This is a genomic window from Ruegeria sp. YKSD179 (assembly GCF_059612885.1).
This window is the reverse complement of record NZ_JBXWRL010000050.1, coordinates 1-21291: the sequence shown is the minus strand read 5'-3', so window position 1 is coordinate 21291 and position 21291 is coordinate 1. Positions and strand designations below refer to the sequence as shown.

Below are 21291 nucleotides of genomic sequence, written 5' to 3'. Positions count from 1 at the left end.
AGGACAAAGGCATGCTTGCCGGATTAGCATTGAAAAACGTATTCGCCTGGAGCATCGGCATAGGGGCGCCGAGGCCGAGTTTTATGAAACAGATTTGAGGGCAGCATGGCGTCAGTTGATCTTTTCCGCAACCATTTTACCAACTCTGGCCACCATGATCCGTTAACTGGATGGTGGCTTTCAAGCCAACTATCTGGGTCGACATAGAGACCGCCTCGCTTTCGGCGTCCCACGCGATAATGCCTTCCCGAGTGTCCCGGCTCACTTAAAATCCCGCCGTTATGTCCTGCATTGGTGAGAACGAAGGTCAAATCACAATCGGTGAACAAACGTGTTTTGTAGACAGACCGCCATGGCGCAATGTGGTCAGCTTCCGTGCCAACGACAAACATTGGAACTGAGATGTCTTTAAGAGCAATGACTCTGCCTTCGACGGCAAATCGACCCGCGGTGAGCCGATTTTCAAGAAACAGGCCCCGCAGGTACTCCGAGTGCATACGCGCCGGCATGCGAGTGGTGTCGCCATTCCAAACCAGAATGTCTGATTGTAGATCCTTTTGCCCAAGAAAGTAGCGTTTGACCGCGCGCGAGTAGATCAGGTCTTTGGCGCGTATGGTCGCAAAAGTTCGGGTCATCTGAGGTCGGTCAAGATACCCTTGCGTCCACATCAAATCTTCGATGAAAGAGACCATACTTTCATCCACGAAGAGCAATAGTTCTCCAGCCTCCGCGAAGTCTATCTGTGCTGCCATCAAGGTGAGTGAGGCTAGTCGGTCATCACCGTCGCGTGCCATCAGGCACGCCGCGAGAGCCAATAACGTGCCGCCGAGACAATAGCCGTTTGCGTGCACTTTTTGTCCCGGAACGATCCCGTTGATAACATCCAAAGCGGCCATGAAGCCTTTTTTGCGATAGTCTTCAAGGCACAACTGGGCTTGGTCCGCTGTTGGATTGCACCACGAGATCATGAATACTGTAAACCCTTGATCCACCAAATACTTGACCATCGAATTTTGCGGCGAAAGATCGAGAATGTAGTATTTCATGATCCAGGCGGGCACAAAAAGGAGCGGTTCAGGGTGCACTTTCTCAGTTTGCGGAGTGTATTGTATCAGTTCGAACAGATCATTTTGAAAAACGACTTTTCCTTGCGTGCAAGCCAGGTCTTTTCCGATTTCAAAGCCTTCAGGCGCGGGCTTGTGGGCTTGAGTCATCGTTTGGATCCAATCCTCGGCGCAGTGCTGAGCACCCTCTACTAGGTTCATGCCTAGCTTCCGAACCGTTTCTTCAATGATTTCAGGGTTCGAAAAAGGAAAGTTTGACGGCGACACCAAGTCTAACATCTGACGCACTTGGAAACGTATCCGATCTACGTCTCGCTTGCCCAAGCCCGGCATTGGTTCCGTAGCAGCATCCCACCAGTCCTGCATCGCCAGAAAACTCTGCTTCCAAAACTGGAAGGGCTGGTGTTCCCAAGCGGGGTGATCGAAACGGTGATCTTGTGGTTGCGATGCAAACAAGGGCTGGGATGGTTTCGCAGATGCTTCAACCAACAGCTTCACTGCGTCTTTATGCGCGCGTTCCATCAATTCGAGTTGCCTACCCGGTGACCGGCTGAGGTGCAAAGCCCAATCATTCCACGCTGAGAAGATCGAATAGGGTGAAACGCCTCCTGTAGATTGCGCAAGACCGGTGCGTAACGTGCGATCCAGCAATTGATGTGGGTGGTCACTCGTCACCTCACGGAATTCAGTTCCGTCAGAGATTTTAGATGCATGGCGGTTGCCTTTTTGATACTTAATCTTTTTGGCCATTGTCTGCACCCTTTCCTATTCCCAGGTCCTGAGAGTTGACCAAGCTTTAGAGAAAGATACAGGTCGCGACGTTGACCCATGTCATTAGTGGCCAAGCTGTCAACATGATTTTTCCAGCCTAGCAAACCAATTTTCGCAAATGAATGCTGGTAGTATCCGATTTTTACGCGGGGCTTTGTTCGCCGCTGAGCGGCATGCGAAGGTCTGATGCCTAACTGTCTTGGGCAGAAAAAAAGTCGTTCGCATCGAGCGCAATCGCTCCCTCCAAACATACAACCACTTTGGGCTAGCTGCAGCAACTAGATCTGTTTCTTTAAAATGACCGCTCGGCGGACTTTGCTTCCGTCCGCAAAAGGGCATTGTGTGAAGAACTAGACTCATGCTGAGGTAGCAGCACGTTTTCAGGTTGCGTGGAAGTCCCAGCGGTGGGAACCTGATAGAGCCGGTCTTTCAGCGTTTAGCAAAGGTGCGTTGAATCCACCTTTGGCCGGATCGGCCCCGATTCCAGTGAGCCAAACGGTAGTTTGCAGCAAGGAGCCGCCGATGAATTTAGACCCCCGGACAAGGGGACAGGTTCACGCCCAGGACAGCGCGGGCGCACTTGCTTTGCTGGAAGTTGATCTGGAGCGCGGGCTGAGTGCGGAAGAGGCGGCGCGCCGACAGAAGATCTATGGCGAAAACCAACTGGAACGAGCGAAACGTACTACAGTGCTGACGCTTCTACTTGATCAGTTCCGCAGCGTGATTGTTTGGCTTCTGACTGCGGCCGCGGTGCTGTCAATGATGGTTTCCGACTACCCTGAAGCGATTGCGATCTTCTGCGTTTTGGCTATCAACACCGCTATAGGCTTTTTCACCAGCTGGAAAGCGCTGCGGTCGATGGAGGCACTGTTTCAACTGACCGCGTTCACCACCCGAGTGCGGCGGGACGGAGAATCGGTGTTGCTGCAGGTAGCCAAGGTCACCCCGGGCGACGTGGTGATCCTCGAAGCTGGAGATGTGGTGCCTGCCGACTTGCGGTTGATCAAGGTTGAGAATTTACAATGCAACGAAAGCGCTTTGACTGGGGAGTCGGCTCCCGTTACGAAAACGTCGCAGCGGCTGGTCCCTGATACTCTGGTCGCAGATCGAACAAATATCGCCTTCAAAGGTACAGCGGTGACGCGTGGCGCCGGTATCGGCGTCGTCGCCTTGGTCGGTGCCGAGACGGAAATAGGTCGGATTGCTACCCTGGCCCAAACCGCGGAAGCAGCGGCGAACCCGCTAGAGAAACGTCTCGACAAGCTGGGTCAGGCATTAGTGCTGATTACTATCGTCTTATCAGGGTTGATCGGGCTGATTGGGTTCATGCGCGGCCTCGGGATGGTCGCGATGACTGAGACCGCGATAGCGCTCGCTGTAGCGGCAGTGCCTGAGGGCTTGCCCGTTGTTGCTACTCTAGCGCTGGCGCGCGGCATGCTGCGGATGGCCCGGCGCAACACGTTAATAGAACGTCTGTCAGCGGTCGAGACCTTAGGCGCAACTACAATGATCCTGACAGACAAGACCGGCACCCTAACCGAAAACCAGATGACGGTAGCGGGCTTTCTATTAGAAGATCGCGATCTGACTACCGAGAATTTAGTACGAAACGTGGCCGATGCACCGGACTTGCGCATGGCGCTGGAAATAGGGGCGCTCTGCAACACTGCGGAACTAACCCACAGCGGTCAGGACGGCATTGGGGATCCGCTGGAACTGGCGCTGTTGGACGTAGCGGCGCTATTGGGGGTACGCCCCGATCTCGACCCCGACGACCGGCCCGAGGTTGGAAAGCATCCATACGACCCAGCCTTCAAGATGATGGCGACTCAGCACAGCGCTGAAGGTCGCTATTTCGTCGCGGTCAAGGGGGCTCCCGAGGCTGTATTGGAAAGCTCGATCGCGGTGCTGACCGCGACCGGCCCTCAGCCTCTGACCGAGGCCCAGCGGCAGCAATGGCTGGACCGGATCGAGGCGGCGGCTGGGGCCGGCTATCGCCTGATCGGCCTTGCGTACAAGTATAGCGACAGCGTAGAGGAGCCGCTACTTGAGCAACCGACGTTTGTCGGTCTCGTTAAATTGCTGGACCCTCTGCGACCGGATGTACCGGCGGCGATCGCGGAATGCCTGAGCGCCGGCGTGCGAGTGGTGATGATGACCGGCGACCATATAGCCACTGCAACCGAGATCGCGGCTCAGGCCGGGCTGGGTGTGGATGGCCGCATTGTCGCAATGTCCGAGCAGTCGCTGCAAGAACTGAAAAAAGGCAAGGTCGGCAAGGTGTTGTGCCGTCAACTGGCTGAGACGAACGTATTCGCGAGGGTGGCGCCCGAAACCAAGCTGCGGCTGGTCGAATATTACCAGAATCAGGGCCACGTGGTGGCTATGACCGGCGACGGTGTTAACGACGCTCCTGCACTTAAGAAATCCGATATCGGCATCGCCATGGGTCAACGTGGAACTCAAGTGGCGCGCGATGCAGCCGATGTTGTGCTTAAGGATGATGCATTCGCCTCGATCGTCGCAGCGATGTGGCAGGGTCGCGTGATATTTGGGAACATTCGCCGCTTCGTGGTCTATCTAATGTCATGCAATTTCAGCGAAATCCTGATAGTCGGGCTTGCTATAGCCGCTGGTCTTCCCGCGCCGTTGGTGCCGTTGCAAATTCTGTTTCTCAATATCGTCACCGATGTGTTCCCCGCATTTGCCTTGGGTCTGGGAGAGGGTGATCGCAACGTAATGAAACGGCCGCCGCGCGACCCACAGGATCCGATCGTCGGCCGTCCGCAATGGATCGATATCGCGGTATTTGGCCTTCTGATCACGGTTGCCACTCTGGGCGCGTATTGGTTGGCGCTGATCCATCTTGCGCTTCCGGTGCACGAAGCGGTGACAGTGGCCTTTCTAACACTGGCGTTGGGGCAACTTTGGCACGTTTTCAATATGCGGGAACGCGGAGAAGGACTGCTGATCAATTCGGTTTCGAAAAACCCTTGGGTCTTTTCTGCACTGCTCTTGTGCCTGGCTCTGCTTACGGCTGCATTTCAATTGCCTTCGGTGGCAGGGGTACTGCAACTTTCCTCGCTATCGTTCGAAGAATTTGTCTTAGCGGCGGGGACGAGTTTGTTCCCGCTGATCGGAGGCTCGCTGTGGCTTAAACTGACCCGCGCTCTAGGCATCTAGACAAAGTTGCGGCGCATTGCCATCGCGTCGCGCACCCTTGAGTGCGCAATATCTAAGGCCGCCTGTCGCGGCGGAACTCGATTTTCGCGCATCACCTCCAGTACCACGCGAGTGTTGTGTCGGATCTTCCCTGCTATAGTTTGCATGGCTTGCGCTTCGGACCCGCCGTGATACTCAATCGAGGCGCAAATTACCCCGCCGGCATTGGCGATGAAGTCCGGTACTACGAGCACTCGTCGGTTATGAAGCTGAACTTCGATCTCGGCACTTGCTGGGATGTTTGCGCCTTCCAGAATCAACCGGGCTTTGATGCTGTCGACATTCCTTGCATGGATGGCACCGGGGCGCGCGGCAGGAATCAAAATATCACAATCGACTCCGATAACCGCTGTGGGATCAGGCAATACTTTACCGCCGGTAAGCGCAGTCACGCTTTCTCCCGCGCTTTTCAATTCCCTTAATTCGGCCAGCGGCAAGCCGCCTGCGTCCACCAGGCTGCCATGACTGTCAGAGACAGCGACCAAGTTTGCGCCTTTTTCGGTTAGGAACCGCGCCGCGTTTTGGCCGACCGCGCCAAAGCCCTGAACCGCCACCCGCGCACCTTCAAGGTCGAGGTCGCAATAATCCAAAGCCACTTCGGCGGCTGCAGCGAGTCCAAAACCGGTGGCGCCGATTTCATCCAACGGAATACCACCCAGAACCCGTGGCAAGCCGACAGCGCGGCCAATCTCGTCGGCAACCCAACCCATGCAGGTTTCGTTGGTGCCCATGTCAGGGCCGGGGATGTAGTCTTCAATCTGCATGATTGCCTGGGAAAAAGCGCGCATCAGCGCTTGTTTTGCTGCAGCCGGCATGGCCGGGTCTGCAGAAATCACCGCCTTTCCACCGCCATGTTGCAAACCAGCGGCGGCGTTCTTCAGCGTCATCGCTCGGGCCAGTCCGGCACATTCCGCTAGGGTTACGTCAGGTGCCATGCGAACCCCGCCGATCGAGGGTCCAGCAGCAATGTTGTCGACAACCACGATTGCCTGCAAACCTGCTTGAAAATTATGCAGGTGAATGATCTTTTGTGGACCTAAATCGTCGCACAATGCGAATATCTCGCTCACTGCATCATCCCTTTTCCGAGGGCGTTTCCAATCGGGCTCGCACCGTTGCAAGAAAGCGCGCCGCCTCGCCACCTGTGACGGCGCGGTGGTCGAAGCTGAGCGACAGGGGCAGCAGCCGCTGTTCCTGTGGCCTACCGTCCTTCATGATGATGCGAGTACCGATGCGACCGGCGCCGAGGATAGCAACTTGGGGCGGGACGACCACCAGCACCGCATGTTCACCACCGATCATACCGAAATTCGAAAGTGTTATTGTGGCATCGGTCATCGCATTTGGAGCGATGGTCCGGTCGTGGACCGAGGCTTTGAGCGCTGCTAATTCGGGCGCCAGATCACGAGGGGTTTCGACACTGCGCAGCACCGGGGCGAATAAACCATCGGGCGTGTCCATAGCTATGGCCAAGTCCACATGCGCGTGCAATTGTCGACGTTTACCGTCGAACCAGGCGTTCAGCGCGGGTTCCGCGGCGCATGCAGCGGTAATGGCGCAAATTAGCTGCTGCGTCGCATTGGCTTCCTTTGCCCAAGCGGATATGTCGGCATGATCCATAACGGTCGCGGGCACTACGCTTGTGCCAGAGCGCTCCATCTTCCGGGCCATGACTCGGCGCGGCCCGTGCAGCGCTTCGCCCAAGCCATCGATGGCGGTTAATACATCGGCAGACTGGATCGCACCGCCGGGACCGGTGCCTGTCACCATCGCCAGATCAACCTTGTGCTCGGCTGCTAACTTGCGCACCGCCGGGCTGGCTTTGACCGGAGTCGCTGTGTCCGCACTGGGTTCTTTCGGTGTAGGTTTGGGTTTTGGTGCCGCAGCATCGATCTCACCCACGATAGCACCCTTGTCTGTAGCCAGTTCGCTGTTGAACATTACCAAAGCTCCCCCGACTGGCACGACATCGCCGGTTTTCGCCATGAGCCGGGACACGGTGCCGCTAAGGGGCGAGGGCACTTCGATCACCGCCTTGTCGGTCTCGACTGATACTAATGGCTGGTCGGCAATCACATGATCGCCTGCAGCCACATGCCAAGCGACAACTTCCGCCTCTTTCAGACCCTCTCCAAGATCGGGTAAGTAAAATATGCTCATGCAAACTCCATAGTTTCCCGGGCGGCGGTCAAGATGCGGGCGACGTCGGGAAAGAAATGATCTTCGAGCCGAGAATACGGAGTTATGGTGTCATACCCAGTAACCCGTCGAACCGGCGCCAGAAGGCTGGTCAGGCGATGTTCCGCCAAATCGGCGGCTACCTCGGCACCAAACCCGCCAATCATCGGTGCTTCATGAACGATCACACAGCGTCCGGTCTTTTCTACAGAAGCGTGCACCGCGGCGCGGTCATAAGGTTTCAGGGTCGCCAAGTCGATCACCTCGGCCTCGACACCCTCACTAGAGAGCTGCTTGGCGGCTTCTATTACATCTGTGCAACAGGCACCCCATGTGATCAGGGTCAGATCACCGCCCGCGCGCAAACTAAAGGCGTTGTCGAGCGGCAACGCCTCTCCGTCATCCTCGACTGGCTCCGAAAACGCGCGGTAGAGCCGCTTCGGCTCTAAAAACACGACTGGGTCAGGGTCTTGGATCGCTGCCAGTAACAGGCCATAGGCTCGAGCGGGTGAACTAGGAATTACCACCCGCAGCCCGGGGATATGCGCCAGCATTGCCTCCATGCTTTCGGAATGGTGCTCGGGAGCCTTAATGCCGCCGCCATAAGGCGCACGCAACACCATCGGGCAACTCAGTCGCCCTCTAGTGCGATTACGCAGTCTTGCGGCATGATTGACCAACTGGTCGATGGCGGAATAGATGAAGCCCATAAACTGGATTTCGGCCACTGGCCGCAGCCCCTGCGCCGCTGCACCCACTGCCACGCCAGCGATCACAGTTTCGGATAGGGGCGTGTCGCGCACCCGAGCCGCGCCGTGGCGCTGGATCAGCCCGTCGGTGGCGCGAAAAACACCGCCATCGATGCCTACATCCTCTCCAAAGATGATCACCTCGGGGTTGTCTTGCAACGCCCGACCAAGTGCTAGCCGTATGGCCTCGATCATAGTAAGTTCAGCCATTGGTGACGTCCTCGGCTTGAAAAGCCAGATCGACGGGCAACTCAGCGTAGAGGTGATCGAACATTGCCCGAGCGGGTTCTGGTTCAATGGCCAGATAGGCTTCGGCCGCGGCATTGACGCGAGTATCGGAGTCCTGCAAGAGCGCCTTTTCTTCCTGTCTGCTCCAGCCATGATCCGCGACGAGAAGCTTTCGCAGCCTGGCAATAGGTTCTTCTTGCCAATGCGGGCTGACCTCTTCGTCATCGCGATAACGGCTGGCGTCGTCCGCGGTAGTGTGATCGCCTAACCGATAGGTCTGGCATTCGATCAGGCAGCCGCCTTTCCCGACCCGCGCGTTATCTACCGCTTCGGCGACGGCTGCGCGGACAGCAATCACATCGTTGCCATCAACGATTGTCCCAGGCACACCCGCCGCTACTGCCTTTTGTGCCAGTGTCTGAGCCGCGCTCTGATCGGTGCGTCTGACGGAAATTGCCCATTGGTTGTTATTGATCACGAACACCGCCGGCAAGCGCCACACTCCAACAAGGTTCAGCGCTTCGTAAAAATCTCCCTTTGACGTAGCGCCGTCGCCAGCCACTGCCACCGCCACCCGCGGCTCGCCACGCTGCGCCATTGCCAATGCCACTCCTGCGGCATGGGGGAATTGTGAAGCGACTGGGATACAAACCGGAAAATCTTGCACCGCCTCGGCAAAGGCATTGCCACGTTCGTCACCACCCCAGAACAGAAACAGTCCCTCCAGGGGCACGCCACGCAGCATCTGCGCGCCGTGCTCTCGGAAAGAAGGCAGGAAAACGTCCTCAGCCCGCATCGCTAGTGCGCTGCCAATACCAACCGCCTCTTGCCCCAAGCTGGAGCCATAGGTGCCCAACCGCCCAGTACGTTGCAGCGCGATCGCCTTAGTGTCGAAGGCTCGGGTCAGTACCATCGCTCGATACATACTCACCAATGTGTTGTGGTCTTGGGCAAAATCGGGCAGGACGCCAATGACTTCCCCTCCGGGCGCGACAAACCGCAGCGGTTCAGGAACCTTGATTTGTACGCGATCGACCATGGGCTATTCCTTTTTCGCAGCAGAAAGTTCCCGCGCCATCTGTTCGCGCATCACATATTTCTGCACCTTACCGGTAATCGTCATTGGGAAGCTATCGACGAACTTGATGTAACGGGGGATCTTAAAATGAGCGATTTTGCCTTTGCAGAATTCGCGGATGTCCTCGTCGTTTGCGAGGTAGCCTTTACGTAACTTGATCCAGGCGCAAACCTCTTCGCCGTATTTCTCGTCCGGGGCGCCTATCACTTCGGCCTGCTCGATGCCTGGGTGTGTATAAAGGAAATCCTCGATTTCTCGCGGAAAGATGTTTTCGCCTCCACGGATCAGCATGTCCTTGCTACGACCCACAATCTGGAAGAACCCTTCGTCATCAACGACCGCGATGTCGCCACTGGCGATCCAGCGGGCATCGTTGATCGCCTTCGCTGTCTTTTCGGGATCGTTCCAGTATTTGAGCATCACGCAGTAGCCACGAGTCAAAAGTTCGCCCGGCACCCCGCGTGATACGATCAGGCCTTCTGCGTCGACGATCTTGATTTCCGTATGTGGAAGCACTCGGCCAACGGTTTCGACCCGGCGGAAGACTGGATCGTCAATTGCCGTCTGGGTGCTGACAGGACCGGTCTCGGTCATACCGTATGCGATGGTTATTTCGGTCATATGCATTTCAGACATGATCCGCTTCATCAGTTCGGCCGGGCAGGGCGCACCTGCTATGATACCAGTGCGGAGATGCGTCAGATCGCGACCTTTAAAGCCCGTACTGTCGAGTGAAGCGATGAACATAGTGGGTACTCCGTGCAACACTGTGCAACGTTCTGACTCGGTTACGTCCATTGTCGCCGCAGCATCAAAACCGGCCGATGCAAAAACCATGGTGGCAGCGTGCGCAACGCAGCAAAGCGTTCCAAGCACCATGCCGAAGCAATGATACATGGGCACGGGGATGCACATCCTGTCGCGTTCAGTCAAACGCATTTGCAGCCCAGTGAAAAAAGCGTTGTTAACTATGTTATGGTGGGTCAGTGTCGCGGCCTTGGGGCGGCCGGTGGTGCCCGATGTGAACTGAATGTTGATAGGATCGTCGAACTGTAGCGTTGGCATCAGCGCCGTTAATTGCGACCGGGTTTCTCGGGTGGCTCGGGCAATGATTTCGGAATAGCGTATACAGCCGGGCAACCGGTCTTGGCCTAAGGTAACCACCCAACGCAGGCTCGGGATCTTGGCCGCTTTTAACCGTCCGGGCGTGGCTTCGGCCAGTTCCGGCATCAGTTCGTTCAGCATCTCGACGTAATCGCTGGTCTTGTAAGAAGGTACGAACACCAGTGCCGTTACCTCAACTTGCCTCATCGCGAATTCTAACTCGGACAGCCGATAAGCGGGGTTTATATTGACTAGGATCAAACCGGCCTTGGCAGTGGCGAATTGCAGCACCACCCATTCCGCCATGTTAGGTGCCCAAACCCCAATCCGTTGTCCGGGCTTTAGACCGAGGCCAATCAACCCGGCAGCAATGTTTTCGGCATGGTGCTCCAGCTCTTGATATGTCCAACGGATATCCTGATAGGGAACCACCAAGGCCTCTGCGTCAGGAAATCTTGTTGCAGTCTTCGTCAATAATTTTCCAACTGTCACACCGGTCAGAGGTATAGTGGAAACGCCGTGCTCGTAGCTCTTCGACGACTGGATGTACTGGTAAGCCTCTTGCATTCAGAGCCTCCCACTCTGTCTGAAAGACTGGCGACTCCGGTTCTTCTGGTACCGGAGTTGCTTTGAAATAACATAGCGCCAGATTCGCGATCCGGGATTGATGGAAATCAAATGCGTGATGCCAGCTCCGTCCGCAAAGAGTTGTCGCCCGAAATTTCGATGAGGCTTTGCAGGGTAGTCGGAACTCTAAAAGTTGAACTCTCTGCATGTGAGAGAGAATTTCGGGTCGTGTACTTTCATCAGCGTATCATTGTTATCGATGAATTAAACTAGGCTTATCTCATGGCTGACGAAAACGCCTCGGCAGTAAACTGTTTGTCAATCTTCTTGGAAAGGACACGCAGCGGTGCCGCCGGGAAGACAACTGGCCGCTGGTCATTGACCCAAGTTCGGCAAAGTCGTGAATACGCCAACCAGACCTGCCGTGCTTAGCAACAGCAAGAGCCATAGTACTATCGTTCTGTAGGATTCAGCTCCTACAGCAGCGAAATGTCTAGTTCCCAACCAGAGGCCAATCGCGAGTAACGGTAGAGAGGCTCCGGCGCGTATGATGGATACGCTGTCGTAGTAACCAGCCTCAATCAAAAGAAAAAAAGCCCATACATCAGCGGCAAATAAGTAGAATATCATCGTCGCACGCATCTCGGCCGCTCGCTCGTTTGAAAAGCTGAAAAACAGAGCCAGAACAAGGCCGCTAAGAGCCGTCGCGCCGTTGATGACACCAATTGCAGATCCGACTAGCGCATACATGCTGGGAGAAAACCGGCGCAAGCGTGCACGCCAAAAGACCAAATAGAGGCTGGACGCGAAGACGAATACCAAAGCTGTCAACCTCAGAGTTTGGTCGTCAATGTGTCCAAGCAGGTAAACTCCTATAGGTGTGCAAGTTATGCCTGTTGCAAGCAGGATGCCAAGTTCGCGCCATTTGATATGCTTTAGAATACCGCTCATCTGCGCCGAGGACGCAGTTAGTTCCAGGGCGATAGACAGCGGTACGATTTCGATCACAGGCAAAATGAAAGTAAGTCCGGCGAAAAATATTGCAGTAAAGCCGAACCCAGAAAACCCGCGAATATAAGACGCCATTAAGAGGATTACCGCGTACCAAAGCGCTTGACCGCTAGGAAAGTCGAGCAAATTTTCCATTAGAAGACAAGCGCTTCCTATGCTGAATTAGATGTATGTTAGCGAGGTTCGCACCAGAAGTTTTTCAACCAGTATCACGGAATTGTCGAACGGTGTTGAGGTAAATCCAAACTCAACAGCATTTCTGAAAACGCGCAAAGAGGTGTTCGGAACCCTTTTCGAATAAGTTGCGTTTCGAAAAGGAATCCAAAGTATTTCCCAACTGATCTTTGTATAAAAGAAGCTTTCCTAATTTAATTTGCTCCGGGGTTCTTCGTGGTTTCTTTTGACCTGTATCAAAGAAATGCCATCGCCTTTGTCAAAAATGTTTGTCAGTACCAATCACTCTAATCTGGCGTCAGAAAAATGGCTTACAAGCAGATTTTGTTTCACTCGAAGGCACGGGAAAAGCTTCTTTCTGGGACAAAGGCACTTGCTGACGCAGTGCGTGTAACCTTGGGACCTAAGTCCAAATCTGTCCTTATTCAGCGTAAATGGGGAACTCCTATCGTTTGCAACGACGGTGTAACCATCGCTAAGGAAATCAAGTTGAAGGACCCGGAGGAAGATCTAGGGGCGCAGATGCTGCGGCAAGCAGCAGAAAAGACAGGAGACTTGGTAGGGGATGGTACCAGCACCGCGACGCTTCTCGCCGAGGCGATATTTGCGGAAGGTATCCGAAATGTAGTCGCCGGAGCGAGCGCAATCGAAATTCGACGTGGTTTGGACAGGGGAAAGAAAGCTGCGGTCGACGTGCTTCGAGGTTTGTCTCAGCCGGTTAAGTCGCGCGTCGAAAAAGTTCAGGTTGCAACGATTTCAGCTCATAATGACGTATACATTGGAGAACTCGTTGCGGACGCCATTGAAAAAGTAGGGGACGAAGGCGCGATTACGGTAGAAGACTCTCGCACAATTGATACGGTGCTTGAAGTGGTCGAAGGCATGCAATTCGATCGTGGCTATATTTCTCCGTATTTCGTTACAGAAACCGAGGATTTAACCTGCGACTTGGAAAACGTTCTCGTATTCCTTCATGATAAGAAACTATCAAGTCTGCGACCATTGATTCCTTTTCTTGAATCAGTTGTTCAGCAGAACTCACCACTGTTGATCATCGCCGAGGATGTGACCGAAGAAGCACTGGCAACTCTGGTCGTCAACAAGTTGCGAGGCGGCTTGAGGGTTGTTGCAGTAAAAGCCCCTGGGTTTGGTGATCGGCGACGGGCGATGATTGAGGACATCGCGGTGCTTACCGGTGGACAGTTGATATCCGAAGAGGTCGGCACAACGCTGGAAAGTCTCTCGATCGAGCAACTCGGCCGTGCGAACCGCGTGATCTGTACCGGTGATACGACCACAATAATTGGCGGGGAAGGAGACAAAGATCATATCTCTGAGCGGATCAATCAGATTCGAGCGGCAATAGATGCAACGACAAGTGACTACGATCGAGAGAAACTGGAAGAGAGGTTGGCTAAGCTGGCCGGCGGTGTTGCAGTAATTCGCGTTGGTGCACCATCTGAGGCAGAAGTGAAAAGCCGAAAAGAGGCTCTGGACGATGCAATCAGTGCAACCAAGGCAGCAATGGAGGAGGGGATTGTTCCAGGGGGTGGCCTAGCACTCCTTCGCTGCACGCAACCCATAATGGAGCTGGCTGAAAAAGCCGAAGGAGACGAGCGCACTGGTCTACTGATCCTTTGCCGTGCTCTCAGTGCGCCTACTCGGCAAATAGCGGACAACTCTGCAGTCGATGGTGGCGTCGTTGTCGCGCGCATGCTGGAAAGCAAAGGGGCCCTAGGGTTCGATGCGGCCAAGAACGAATATGTCGATCTTTTAAATGCGGGCATTGTGGATCCTACAAAAGTTGTAAGAACTGCTCTTGAGAACGCAGTCTCGGTGGCAGGAACCCTGCTGCTTACAGAAGCTACAATGACGGAGGTTGAGGAGGAGAAAGACAAGTTGGAACAACAGATGCCGCAAGGTCTGTGACCGGTGGATGCGCATTGTCGGGAGCAGTTTGGTTGAGGTGGGCAAAGGTCTTTGGTAGCTTCCGAAGTTGAACAATCCCGGCCCACATAAGTACCTCGAGGTGAGTGTTGAGGTCTTGTCATAAGAACGTGGCTAATGGCGGCGCGTAAACTTTCGAAACCTTAATCAGTGAATAGGCTCTCGGCTTTCAACTGCGTTCAGTCGAGACCCGAAATAATTCACTTTTCAGTATTATTTTACGTTTGGTTGCTTTCTTCGTTTCGAAAGGCGGATAAAAGGCATTAAAATATCCGGTTGCCAACTCCCGGAGAACATCATTTTTCCTGTAAACAAACGGATTGGGAACCATTCATTGGCGTAAATTTACTGTTTGATTGAAGTCAATGCGCAGAACTGTAGATCGGTTTATTCACCTATTTAAAGCCGAGATGGGCAGTGGCGAGGGAAATTTTCGTGGCCTGAATAAACGTTTAGTTACGGTATTCGGCAATCAGACTTAAGCCAAGCCGTAATCTCCGAGTTGGGAGTGGTGATATCTTGGAAACGGGTTTTCGAGAAGAGAATGCGAGCTTTGATGTTCGGCCGCGATGGCACATCGATCAGGCGAAAGGACCAATCCTTGCCGCTGCAATCCACTCCGGCCATGACCTTCGCGCCGAATTAGTTCCCTTGTTAGCTATTAGTGAAGCGGAACGATTTCGCGAGGAGGATCCTTATGCCGACTACTGGGCAACCGCCTGTCCAACACGCCTTCTCGTCGACCGCTCCCGTTTTGAAGTGGATCTCAATCGTCCGCGTGACTTAGCCGTATACCAAACGCCCGAGCAGGCTTGGGGGCTCCATGTCTGGCGGGAACCACTTGGCAAGAGAACTGTCGAACGTTCGTTGGCCGAATACGATGCTTTCTATGACGCGCTAGCTCGCGATTTAGAGCAGGTAGAGCAACAGCATGGAACTTTTGTTATTCTTGACCTGCATACCTACAATCACCGAAGAGATGGTCCAGACGTTAGCCCGGCAGAGAACCTGACGAACCCGGAAATAAACGTTGGGACAGGGACAATGAAAGACCGCGATCTTTGGGCGCCCTTGATCGATCGTTTCATGAGTGATATCGACTCCGTCCCGTTTCTCGGGCGGAAATTGGACGTGCGTGAGAATGTTAAATTCAAGGGCGGATGGTTTCCGGAGTTCGTTCATCAGCGGTTCCCTGAGACAGGCTGCGTGCTTTCTGTCGAGGTCAAGAAATTTTTCATGAATGAATGGACTGGCTTTGCCGACCGTGAGGCAATTAGCGAGTTGTACCGTCTTTTTCGCTACGCTTCGGCCGGGCTCTTGCAGGAATGGACGTCATTATGACAGGAAAATCGGCGTTAGATTTCACGTCAGTCTCGCCAATTCCAACGGTTCCATTCGACATGGAGATTGTAGGTGGACGGCTTGCGATAGAGGAACGCCATCCATTTCTCTGTCTCCATCGCGGGCCGAAGAACCGCGAGGATCATGCCACTGCAGAACTGCTTTTAGGTCAAGCCTCATTTGCAATAGCGCCGATGGCCACCCCTTACAGCGCTGAGTTTTCTGATGTTGTAAAACAAATGCTCGCTGAGTTAGCGAAGGAGTTCCATTCGGTTCTTTTGCTAGAAGTTTATTCACTTGAAGCGGCGGGCTCCGGCTTTTCGAAAGAACAATCGTTGCTATTTGAGTGCCACGTTCCTGAAACCAGCGCCGGCGACAGCTTCCTGAATGAACTGGAGCGCGCGATACTTGCTGAAAACTGGCCTGGAGCAAAGGAGCCGGAGATTAAGGTCGCTTATATGCGTGTTCCTCATCCCGAGACGCTACGCCCGCTGCTGACAGGATCGGCTGCAATCGAGGCTAACATTGTCCCAATTTGTTTGGGATTAAGCCCCATTTACCTCGACCAAATTACAGGAGAAATCCTGCCTGTATTGCATCGGGAATTTCAAACCCTGTTCGGAAGAGTGCTGAAGAAGGCACTTTACTCTTTTTGCCACTCTGAGCGTGTCCATCTTCCGCCACATTATCACGCTTTGGGACGGACTCGTGTTGGCGAAGCTATTTTAGCTATTGACCGAGAGCTTTATCGATTTGGCGAAGCATTTGATCCGCTTCTTCTGTCAACCCCGGTGAATGCGCCTTCTGCCTGGAGACGGTTCGCAGCGGACCACTATGATCGCGAGCCCGACTTCCACTACCGTCCCCTGCCAATTGATCCAGGACGTTTCAAGCGTAACATCTACCAAATCCCACTTGAACAAGTCGAAGATCCTACTCTGCATAGATTTTTTGCAACCAAGCGCACAGAACTTGACCGGTTTGCGACACTTCTTGAAGAGCGCGAAACAGAGCGATTTGTTCTCGTCAGCCGTCAGATTTTTGGCGCCCCGGATGACCGGCTTGTCGCTCTGGCCAAAGACATTCTGGAACACGTGCCACCGCACACAAAGGATGATCACGCGAGTGACTCGCTTAATGCAGAGGCATTCGCCGCTGCGGCGCGTGAAGACTTGCTCGGTTATGGATTGGATCCTAAACTGGTTGAAACCCGCGAGGATGTCCCCGGTCTAATGGTCAGTCGCGGTCGCTTTCTGGTCGGAAGCGACGCAAAGGTTCCGCGTCGACGATTGCGTGCGACACTGGATCACGAAATCGGCGTGCATGTTTTGACACACCGCAATGGGGCTGAACAACCTTTTGGACAACTCCGTCAGGGAATGGCTGGTTATGAGGAACTTCAGGAAGGTCTCGCCGTGTTTGCGGAACATTGCACAGGCGGCCTAACACGCCCTCGTTGGCGCCAGATAGCTGGGCGTGTCGTTGCAGTGGCGAATCTTGTCGCGGGGGCGGGATTTATTGATATTTTTCGTACCCTTAATAGAGAGTACTCTTTTGGACGGCGTGCCGCGTTCACAATGACAATGCGAGTAGTTCGTGGAGGAGGGTTCACGAAGGACATGGTGTACCTTCGGGGGCTGCAGTCTGTTGTGGAACACGTTCTAAGCACTGGGAACATAGAACCTCTATTGGTTGGAAAAGTGTCTTACGATCATCTCGACATTTTGGAAGAGATGAGTTGGCGTGGGTTGCTACGGGCTCCGCGTTTTAAGCCGGCGGTATTCGAACCAGAACGGCTGACTCCGATAGTCGAGGGGCTGAAACGCGGCGGTGGGTTGCTCGAAATGGCGCGGAGCACGGAATTATGAAACTGGGATTTCTAGTAAACCGACTAGAGACTGAAAAGGAGCGGTATACGACGACGCTACTTGCGATGACAGCGGCAAACCGCGGCCACGAAGTATACAGGATGGATGTAGCATCGCTCTCTTGCAATATCGATGCTAAGGTAACAGCCCGTGCGGTTCAGGTCGCTTCAGCCGCTTCCGTGGATTTGATTGCTGAAAAAGAGGCTCGCGATGCAGCTTCTAACTCGATAGACATCAGTAATCTGGACACTCTTTTCCTAAGGAATGATCCGGCGGAAGACGTGGTTTCAAGGCCGTGGGCGCGCCTTGCTGGGATCAACTTCGGTCGTTTGGCCAAGCAAAGCGGTGTGACTGTGGTCAACGATCCAGACGGCTTGGCTCACGCGATCAACAAAATGTATTTACATTTCTTCCCAGCAGATGTTCGACCAAAATCCATTGTAACCAGATCTAAGGCCGATTTACTGGATTTTGCGACCAATTGTGGCGAACAGATAATGGTGAAGCCGTTACACGGATCGGGCGGGCACAATGTCTTTTACCTCCGCCTTGATCGTCCGGAAAACATCAACCAAATCTTTGAGATACTTCTGGAGGAAGGACACATCCTCGCCCAAGAATACTTGCCAGCGGCAGTAAAAGGTGATGTCCGCCTTTTCGTTATGAACGGTCAGATACTCGAACGCGACGGAAAAGCAGCGGCAATACGACGCCTGCGAGCACAGGGCGATGTGCGTAGTAACATATCAGTCGGAGCAACAGTTGAAGCCGCTTCAATCACGCCTTCCATGAAAAAACTGGTAGATAAGGTTGCGCCGCGGCTCGTTGACGACGGAATGTTTCTCGTTGGCCTCGACATCGTGGAAGACAAGCTACTGGAGATCAACGTTTTCAGCCCCGGAGGTATGTGGTCCGCAAACCGGCTTCACAAAACAAACTTCGCTCAGACTGTAATTGATGCGTTAGAAGCAAGATGCTAGAAATAAACTTAGTTCTGTTACCCTTTGTTTGAACGATAAAGGAGAGTCTGACTTCTCTTTTAGTTGCACGCCTACCGGTTTTTGTCGTCCCGCTTTACCGCAGTTCGCCAATTTATGCTCTGGTGAGCAAGGCAGGCAATAGGGATTAGACAGGACAGGCGTGCTGGCATTGATCCTGGCGTAATTAATGTCCAGAATTCAAGTTATGGAATGCGACCGGTAGGTTGGATTTTCCGGTTCGAACGGTCTTGTCAGAAGAACTTGGCTTGAGCAGGGCAGGGCGGTTGCGTAGCTTTTGCCCATGACCAAACCTGCCTCTTTCAAGTACTTCAAAACCAGTCCCGAGATCATCCGCCTGGCCGTGATGCTTTATGTCCGATTTCCACTTTCGCTGCGGAATGTCGAAGATCTGCTGCACGAGCGCGGGATCGATGTCAGCCATGAAACCGTCCGATACTGGTGGAACAGGTTCGGCCCAATGTTTGCTTCTGAGATTAGACGCAAACGGGTCCAGCAACTTCGTGCATTCTCGAAATGGAAGTTCTGTGACATCGGCAAACCTCATTGTGTGACTTGAAAAGCGACCTAGCTATGACTGCTATCCGCCCCTAAGCAGTCATCTGACAGAAAGACTCAGATGACCGCCTTGAGCCCAAAGCCGTAGTCGGTTGAGACCTTCCAAACTAACCAATTTTTCATCCTCAATTAGCTACTGAGTATCGGTTGGGATTTCCATGCCTGCTTTCACAAGGCCGTCCATGGCCGAAGCGATCAGGTCCTCAGGAAGCCCGCGTTTGCGGAACGGAAGTCTCGGATCGTCGGGGCATGGCGGTTCGATTTTCGCGATGTGGTCAAGCGTTGCCTTTCCATTCGCTGTGTCGCCCACCTTTCCATAGGCTGCGGCTTTCGACCACTGGATGAAACAGTGATTGGGCAACGTGATTTTCACGACCTCCGCCAACGCCTCGGGGAACCGGTCATTTCGAAAATGATCAAGGAAAAAAACGAAATGCGCCCATGAGGGATAACGCGGGTTGATCTCCATCATCCGCCCCACCAGTTCTTTGCCGCGTTCAAGATCGCCTGAGTAGTAGGAAAAATTTCCAAGATCGCCGATGACATCAGCGTCATTTGGATTCAATGCCAGCGCCTTATCGGCTAGCTCCTTGAAGGCTGCGTATCCCTCTCCGCGCAACTGGCTAATCACGGCTCGCCGGTAATAAGCTTCTGCGTTGGCGTTATCGAGTTCGGTCGCACGCTTTGCCGCAGCATCCGCGCGATCTAGAAGCGCTTGTGCTTCTGTTTCAGAAAAAGCTTCGTTTTTATAGGTTTCAATCAATATGCCCGCCAGATGCGACCAGGCGGTGGCGTAGTCCGGGTCCAGTTCAACGGCCTGTTCGAGGCACGCGCGCACCCTCGATCGGTCTGAGCGCGATACGTTGATCCCATGGTAATCGTATAGCGCGACGCATTCGTATGCGGTCAGGTTTTCAGTCCGTGTGGAACGAACACGTCCAGCTTCCTGTAATCTGACTACGCCCGAGCGGGTACCGACTGTCGCCACAACACCAGCTGTGATTTCGTCCAGAACATCGAAAATGTTGCCCGCGGTCAGGTCGCCGTCGTATGTCTCGGACCATACCAGCCGCGCGTCTTGCGCATCGATCAGCTGCGTGGTGACCCTCAACTTATTGTCGGTGCGCCACAGGTTGCCCTGCAGCAAATAATCAGCACCAAGTTCTTCGAAAAGCTGCCGGGGCTCAAAATCGGTGCCTTGATATGGCCGCGTCGCGTTCAGAGACAATACGAACAAGTCGGTGAACTTGGACATATCGTTTGAAATCGACTCCGAAAGGCCCGTAGCCAACTGAATACTTTCTGCGTCTTCGCTGAGACTTTCGAGCGGAACAATCGCGATTTTCGGACCCGATGGCAGAGGCGGCAAAGCCTCTGTTTCGGTTGGGCGCAGCCACGTGCTGGCGAAACCGACAGCGACCACGATCACGAAAGCGGTCGCCGCAAGCGCCACGTGCAAATTGCGCTGGAGTTTCTTGGGGACGGGAATTTGATTGTCCGTCCAGCCATAGACCGGAACTGAGATGGTAATGTTTTTGAGTGTGCGCTTGCCTCTGTCTTCGAACATCCCTTTTTGGTTTGAGGCCAACTGCTGATAGGCCGTTTGCGAAATCAACACACCGCCCGGTTCGGCTTCTCCTTGCAATCGCGACGCTAGGTTCACGCCTTCGCCGTATCGATCATCGCCTTCCACAATCACATCGCCCAAATTCACGCCGATGCGCAGAATGATCTGACTACTTTCGTCGTAATCCTTATTGTAGTCGCGCAACCCATTTTGAAGAGCGATGGCGCAATCAACGGCATCAACGACACTGTCGAATTCGATCAGAAAACCGTCACCCATTATCTTGAAAATGCTACCTCTATGCTTGCTGACGATTAGATCAAGAAGCGAATTTCGCAGGTCTTTAAGCCGTTCATAGGTATCGGCCTCGTCGTTTTCCATGAGGCGCGTGTAACCGACCACGTCTGCGGCAAGGATTGCGGCAAGGCGGCGTTCTCGACGTTCGTCCTGCATTCAACCTCCCAGGCAAGAGTCGGAATCGAGCTAATTGTCTTATTTATGATAACCTGCAAGCCTGCTTCAGGCGAATTTTCAGTTCAAACCCATTTCTGGAGCTAACCCCGCTGCAGCCGCTACTTTGCCAAAATGGGTGACATGACAGTTTGGTCCTGTTGGCGGATCGTTGAAAAACGCTATGCGAAAACCTTTTTCGAATGTCGGCTTGGTCCGCATTACGGTCGCTGGAAAGAAGATCGGCCAACGGCTGGATCTACCGAGAGCAGACGTTCATGCAAGCTGCAGCGAACGGCGGCATTGAGCCCGAAGCCGTCATCCTGCTCAACTAGATTGCACGGTACGCTTCCGTTGTCGGAGGGCTCAAAACGTCATGCCAAGGCAAGCGCCAGTCCCCCGAGGATCAGCGCGAC

At 53.9% G+C, this 21291-nt stretch carries 13 protein-coding genes and 1 pseudogene; 6 read left to right on the top strand and 8 right to left on the bottom strand.

The window, feature by feature from the left end:
• Window positions 1–23 precede the first annotated feature (23 nt).
• Window positions 24–1814, bottom strand: a complete 1791-nt coding sequence (locus AC2FNE_RS19580) for a PHA/PHB synthase family protein (protein ID WP_496806092.1) — start codon at window positions 1812–1814, stop codon at window positions 24–26.
• A 543-nt stretch (window positions 1815–2357) separates the two neighbouring features.
• On the opposite strand from AC2FNE_RS19580, the gene AC2FNE_RS19575 reads away from it, so the two are divergent.
• Complete coding sequence (locus AC2FNE_RS19575; protein ID WP_170608744.1) at window positions 2358–5018, top strand: cation-translocating P-type ATPase; 2661 nt, start codon at window positions 2358–2360, stop codon at window positions 5016–5018.
• Here AC2FNE_RS19575 and AC2FNE_RS19570 read toward each other — a convergent pair.
• From AC2FNE_RS19570 to AC2FNE_RS19545, 6 genes are all read right to left on the bottom strand, one after another.
• Window positions 5015–6127, bottom strand: coding sequence for a Glu/Leu/Phe/Val family dehydrogenase (locus tag AC2FNE_RS19570; protein ID WP_496806091.1), 1113 nt, complete (start codon window positions 6125–6127; stop codon window positions 5015–5017). The two genes, AC2FNE_RS19575 and AC2FNE_RS19570, sit on opposite strands and share 4 nt — an antisense overlap.
• Before the next feature lie 4 nt (window positions 6128–6131).
• Window positions 6132–7217, bottom strand: a complete 1086-nt coding sequence (locus AC2FNE_RS19565) for a dihydrolipoamide acetyltransferase family protein (protein ID WP_496806090.1) — start codon at window positions 7215–7217, stop codon at window positions 6132–6134.
• The gene (locus tag AC2FNE_RS19560; protein ID WP_170608747.1) at window positions 7214–8194 is read right to left on the bottom strand and encodes an alpha-ketoacid dehydrogenase subunit beta; all 981 of its coding nucleotides are present in this window, start codon (window positions 8192–8194) and stop codon (window positions 7214–7216) included. The genes AC2FNE_RS19565 and AC2FNE_RS19560 overlap by 4 nt, the downstream gene beginning before the upstream one ends.
• Complete coding sequence (gene pdhA / locus AC2FNE_RS19555; protein ID WP_170608748.1) at window positions 8187–9251, bottom strand: pyruvate dehydrogenase (acetyl-transferring) E1 component subunit alpha; 1065 nt, start codon at window positions 9249–9251, stop codon at window positions 8187–8189. The genes AC2FNE_RS19560 and pdhA overlap by 8 nt, the downstream gene beginning before the upstream one ends.
• A 3-nt stretch (window positions 9252–9254) precedes the next feature.
• Window positions 9255–10961, bottom strand: coding sequence for an AMP-binding protein (locus tag AC2FNE_RS19550; RefSeq protein WP_496806089.1), 1707 nt, complete (start codon window positions 10959–10961; stop codon window positions 9255–9257).
• A 375-nt stretch (window positions 10962–11336) separates the two neighbouring features.
• Complete coding sequence (locus tag AC2FNE_RS19545; protein ID WP_496806088.1) at window positions 11337–12107, bottom strand: sulfite exporter TauE/SafE family protein; 771 nt, start codon at window positions 12105–12107, stop codon at window positions 11337–11339.
• 345 nt (window positions 12108–12452) lie between these two features.
• Here AC2FNE_RS19545 and groL point away from each other — a divergent pair, with 345 nt between their 5' ends.
• The 5 genes and pseudogenes from groL to AC2FNE_RS19520 form a co-directional block, all read left to right on the top strand.
• Window positions 12453–14075, top strand: a complete 1623-nt coding sequence (gene groL / locus AC2FNE_RS19540; RefSeq protein ID WP_170608751.1) for a chaperonin GroEL — start codon at window positions 12453–12455, stop codon at window positions 14073–14075.
• A 537-nt stretch (window positions 14076–14612) separates the two neighbouring features.
• Window positions 14613–15434 (top strand): N-formylglutamate amidohydrolase, encoded by an 822-nt coding sequence (locus AC2FNE_RS19535; RefSeq protein ID WP_174823297.1) that lies wholly within the window; start codon window positions 14613–14615, stop codon window positions 15432–15434.
• Window positions 15431–17302: a peptidase MATCAP family protein gene (locus AC2FNE_RS19530; protein WP_170608752.1), complete on the top strand. Its 1872-nt coding sequence runs from the start codon at window positions 15431–15433 to the stop codon at window positions 17300–17302. Before AC2FNE_RS19535 ends, AC2FNE_RS19530 begins: the two co-directional genes overlap by 4 nt.
• The gene (locus tag AC2FNE_RS19525; RefSeq protein ID WP_496806087.1) at window positions 17299–18282 is read left to right on the top strand and encodes an ATP-grasp domain-containing protein; all 984 of its coding nucleotides are present in this window, start codon (window positions 17299–17301) and stop codon (window positions 18280–18282) included. Before AC2FNE_RS19530 ends, AC2FNE_RS19525 begins: the two co-directional genes overlap by 4 nt.
• A gap of 301 nt (window positions 18283–18583) precedes the next feature.
• Window positions 18584–18790, top strand: a pseudogene (locus tag AC2FNE_RS19520) (IS6 family transposase); the annotation flags it as partial.
• A gap of 201 nt (window positions 18791–18991) precedes the next feature.
• Here AC2FNE_RS19520 and AC2FNE_RS19515 read toward each other — a convergent pair.
• Complete coding sequence (locus AC2FNE_RS19515; RefSeq protein ID WP_496806086.1) at window positions 18992–20878, bottom strand: adenylate/guanylate cyclase domain-containing protein; 1887 nt, start codon at window positions 20876–20878, stop codon at window positions 18992–18994.
• Window positions 20879–21291: the final 413 nt, after the last annotated feature.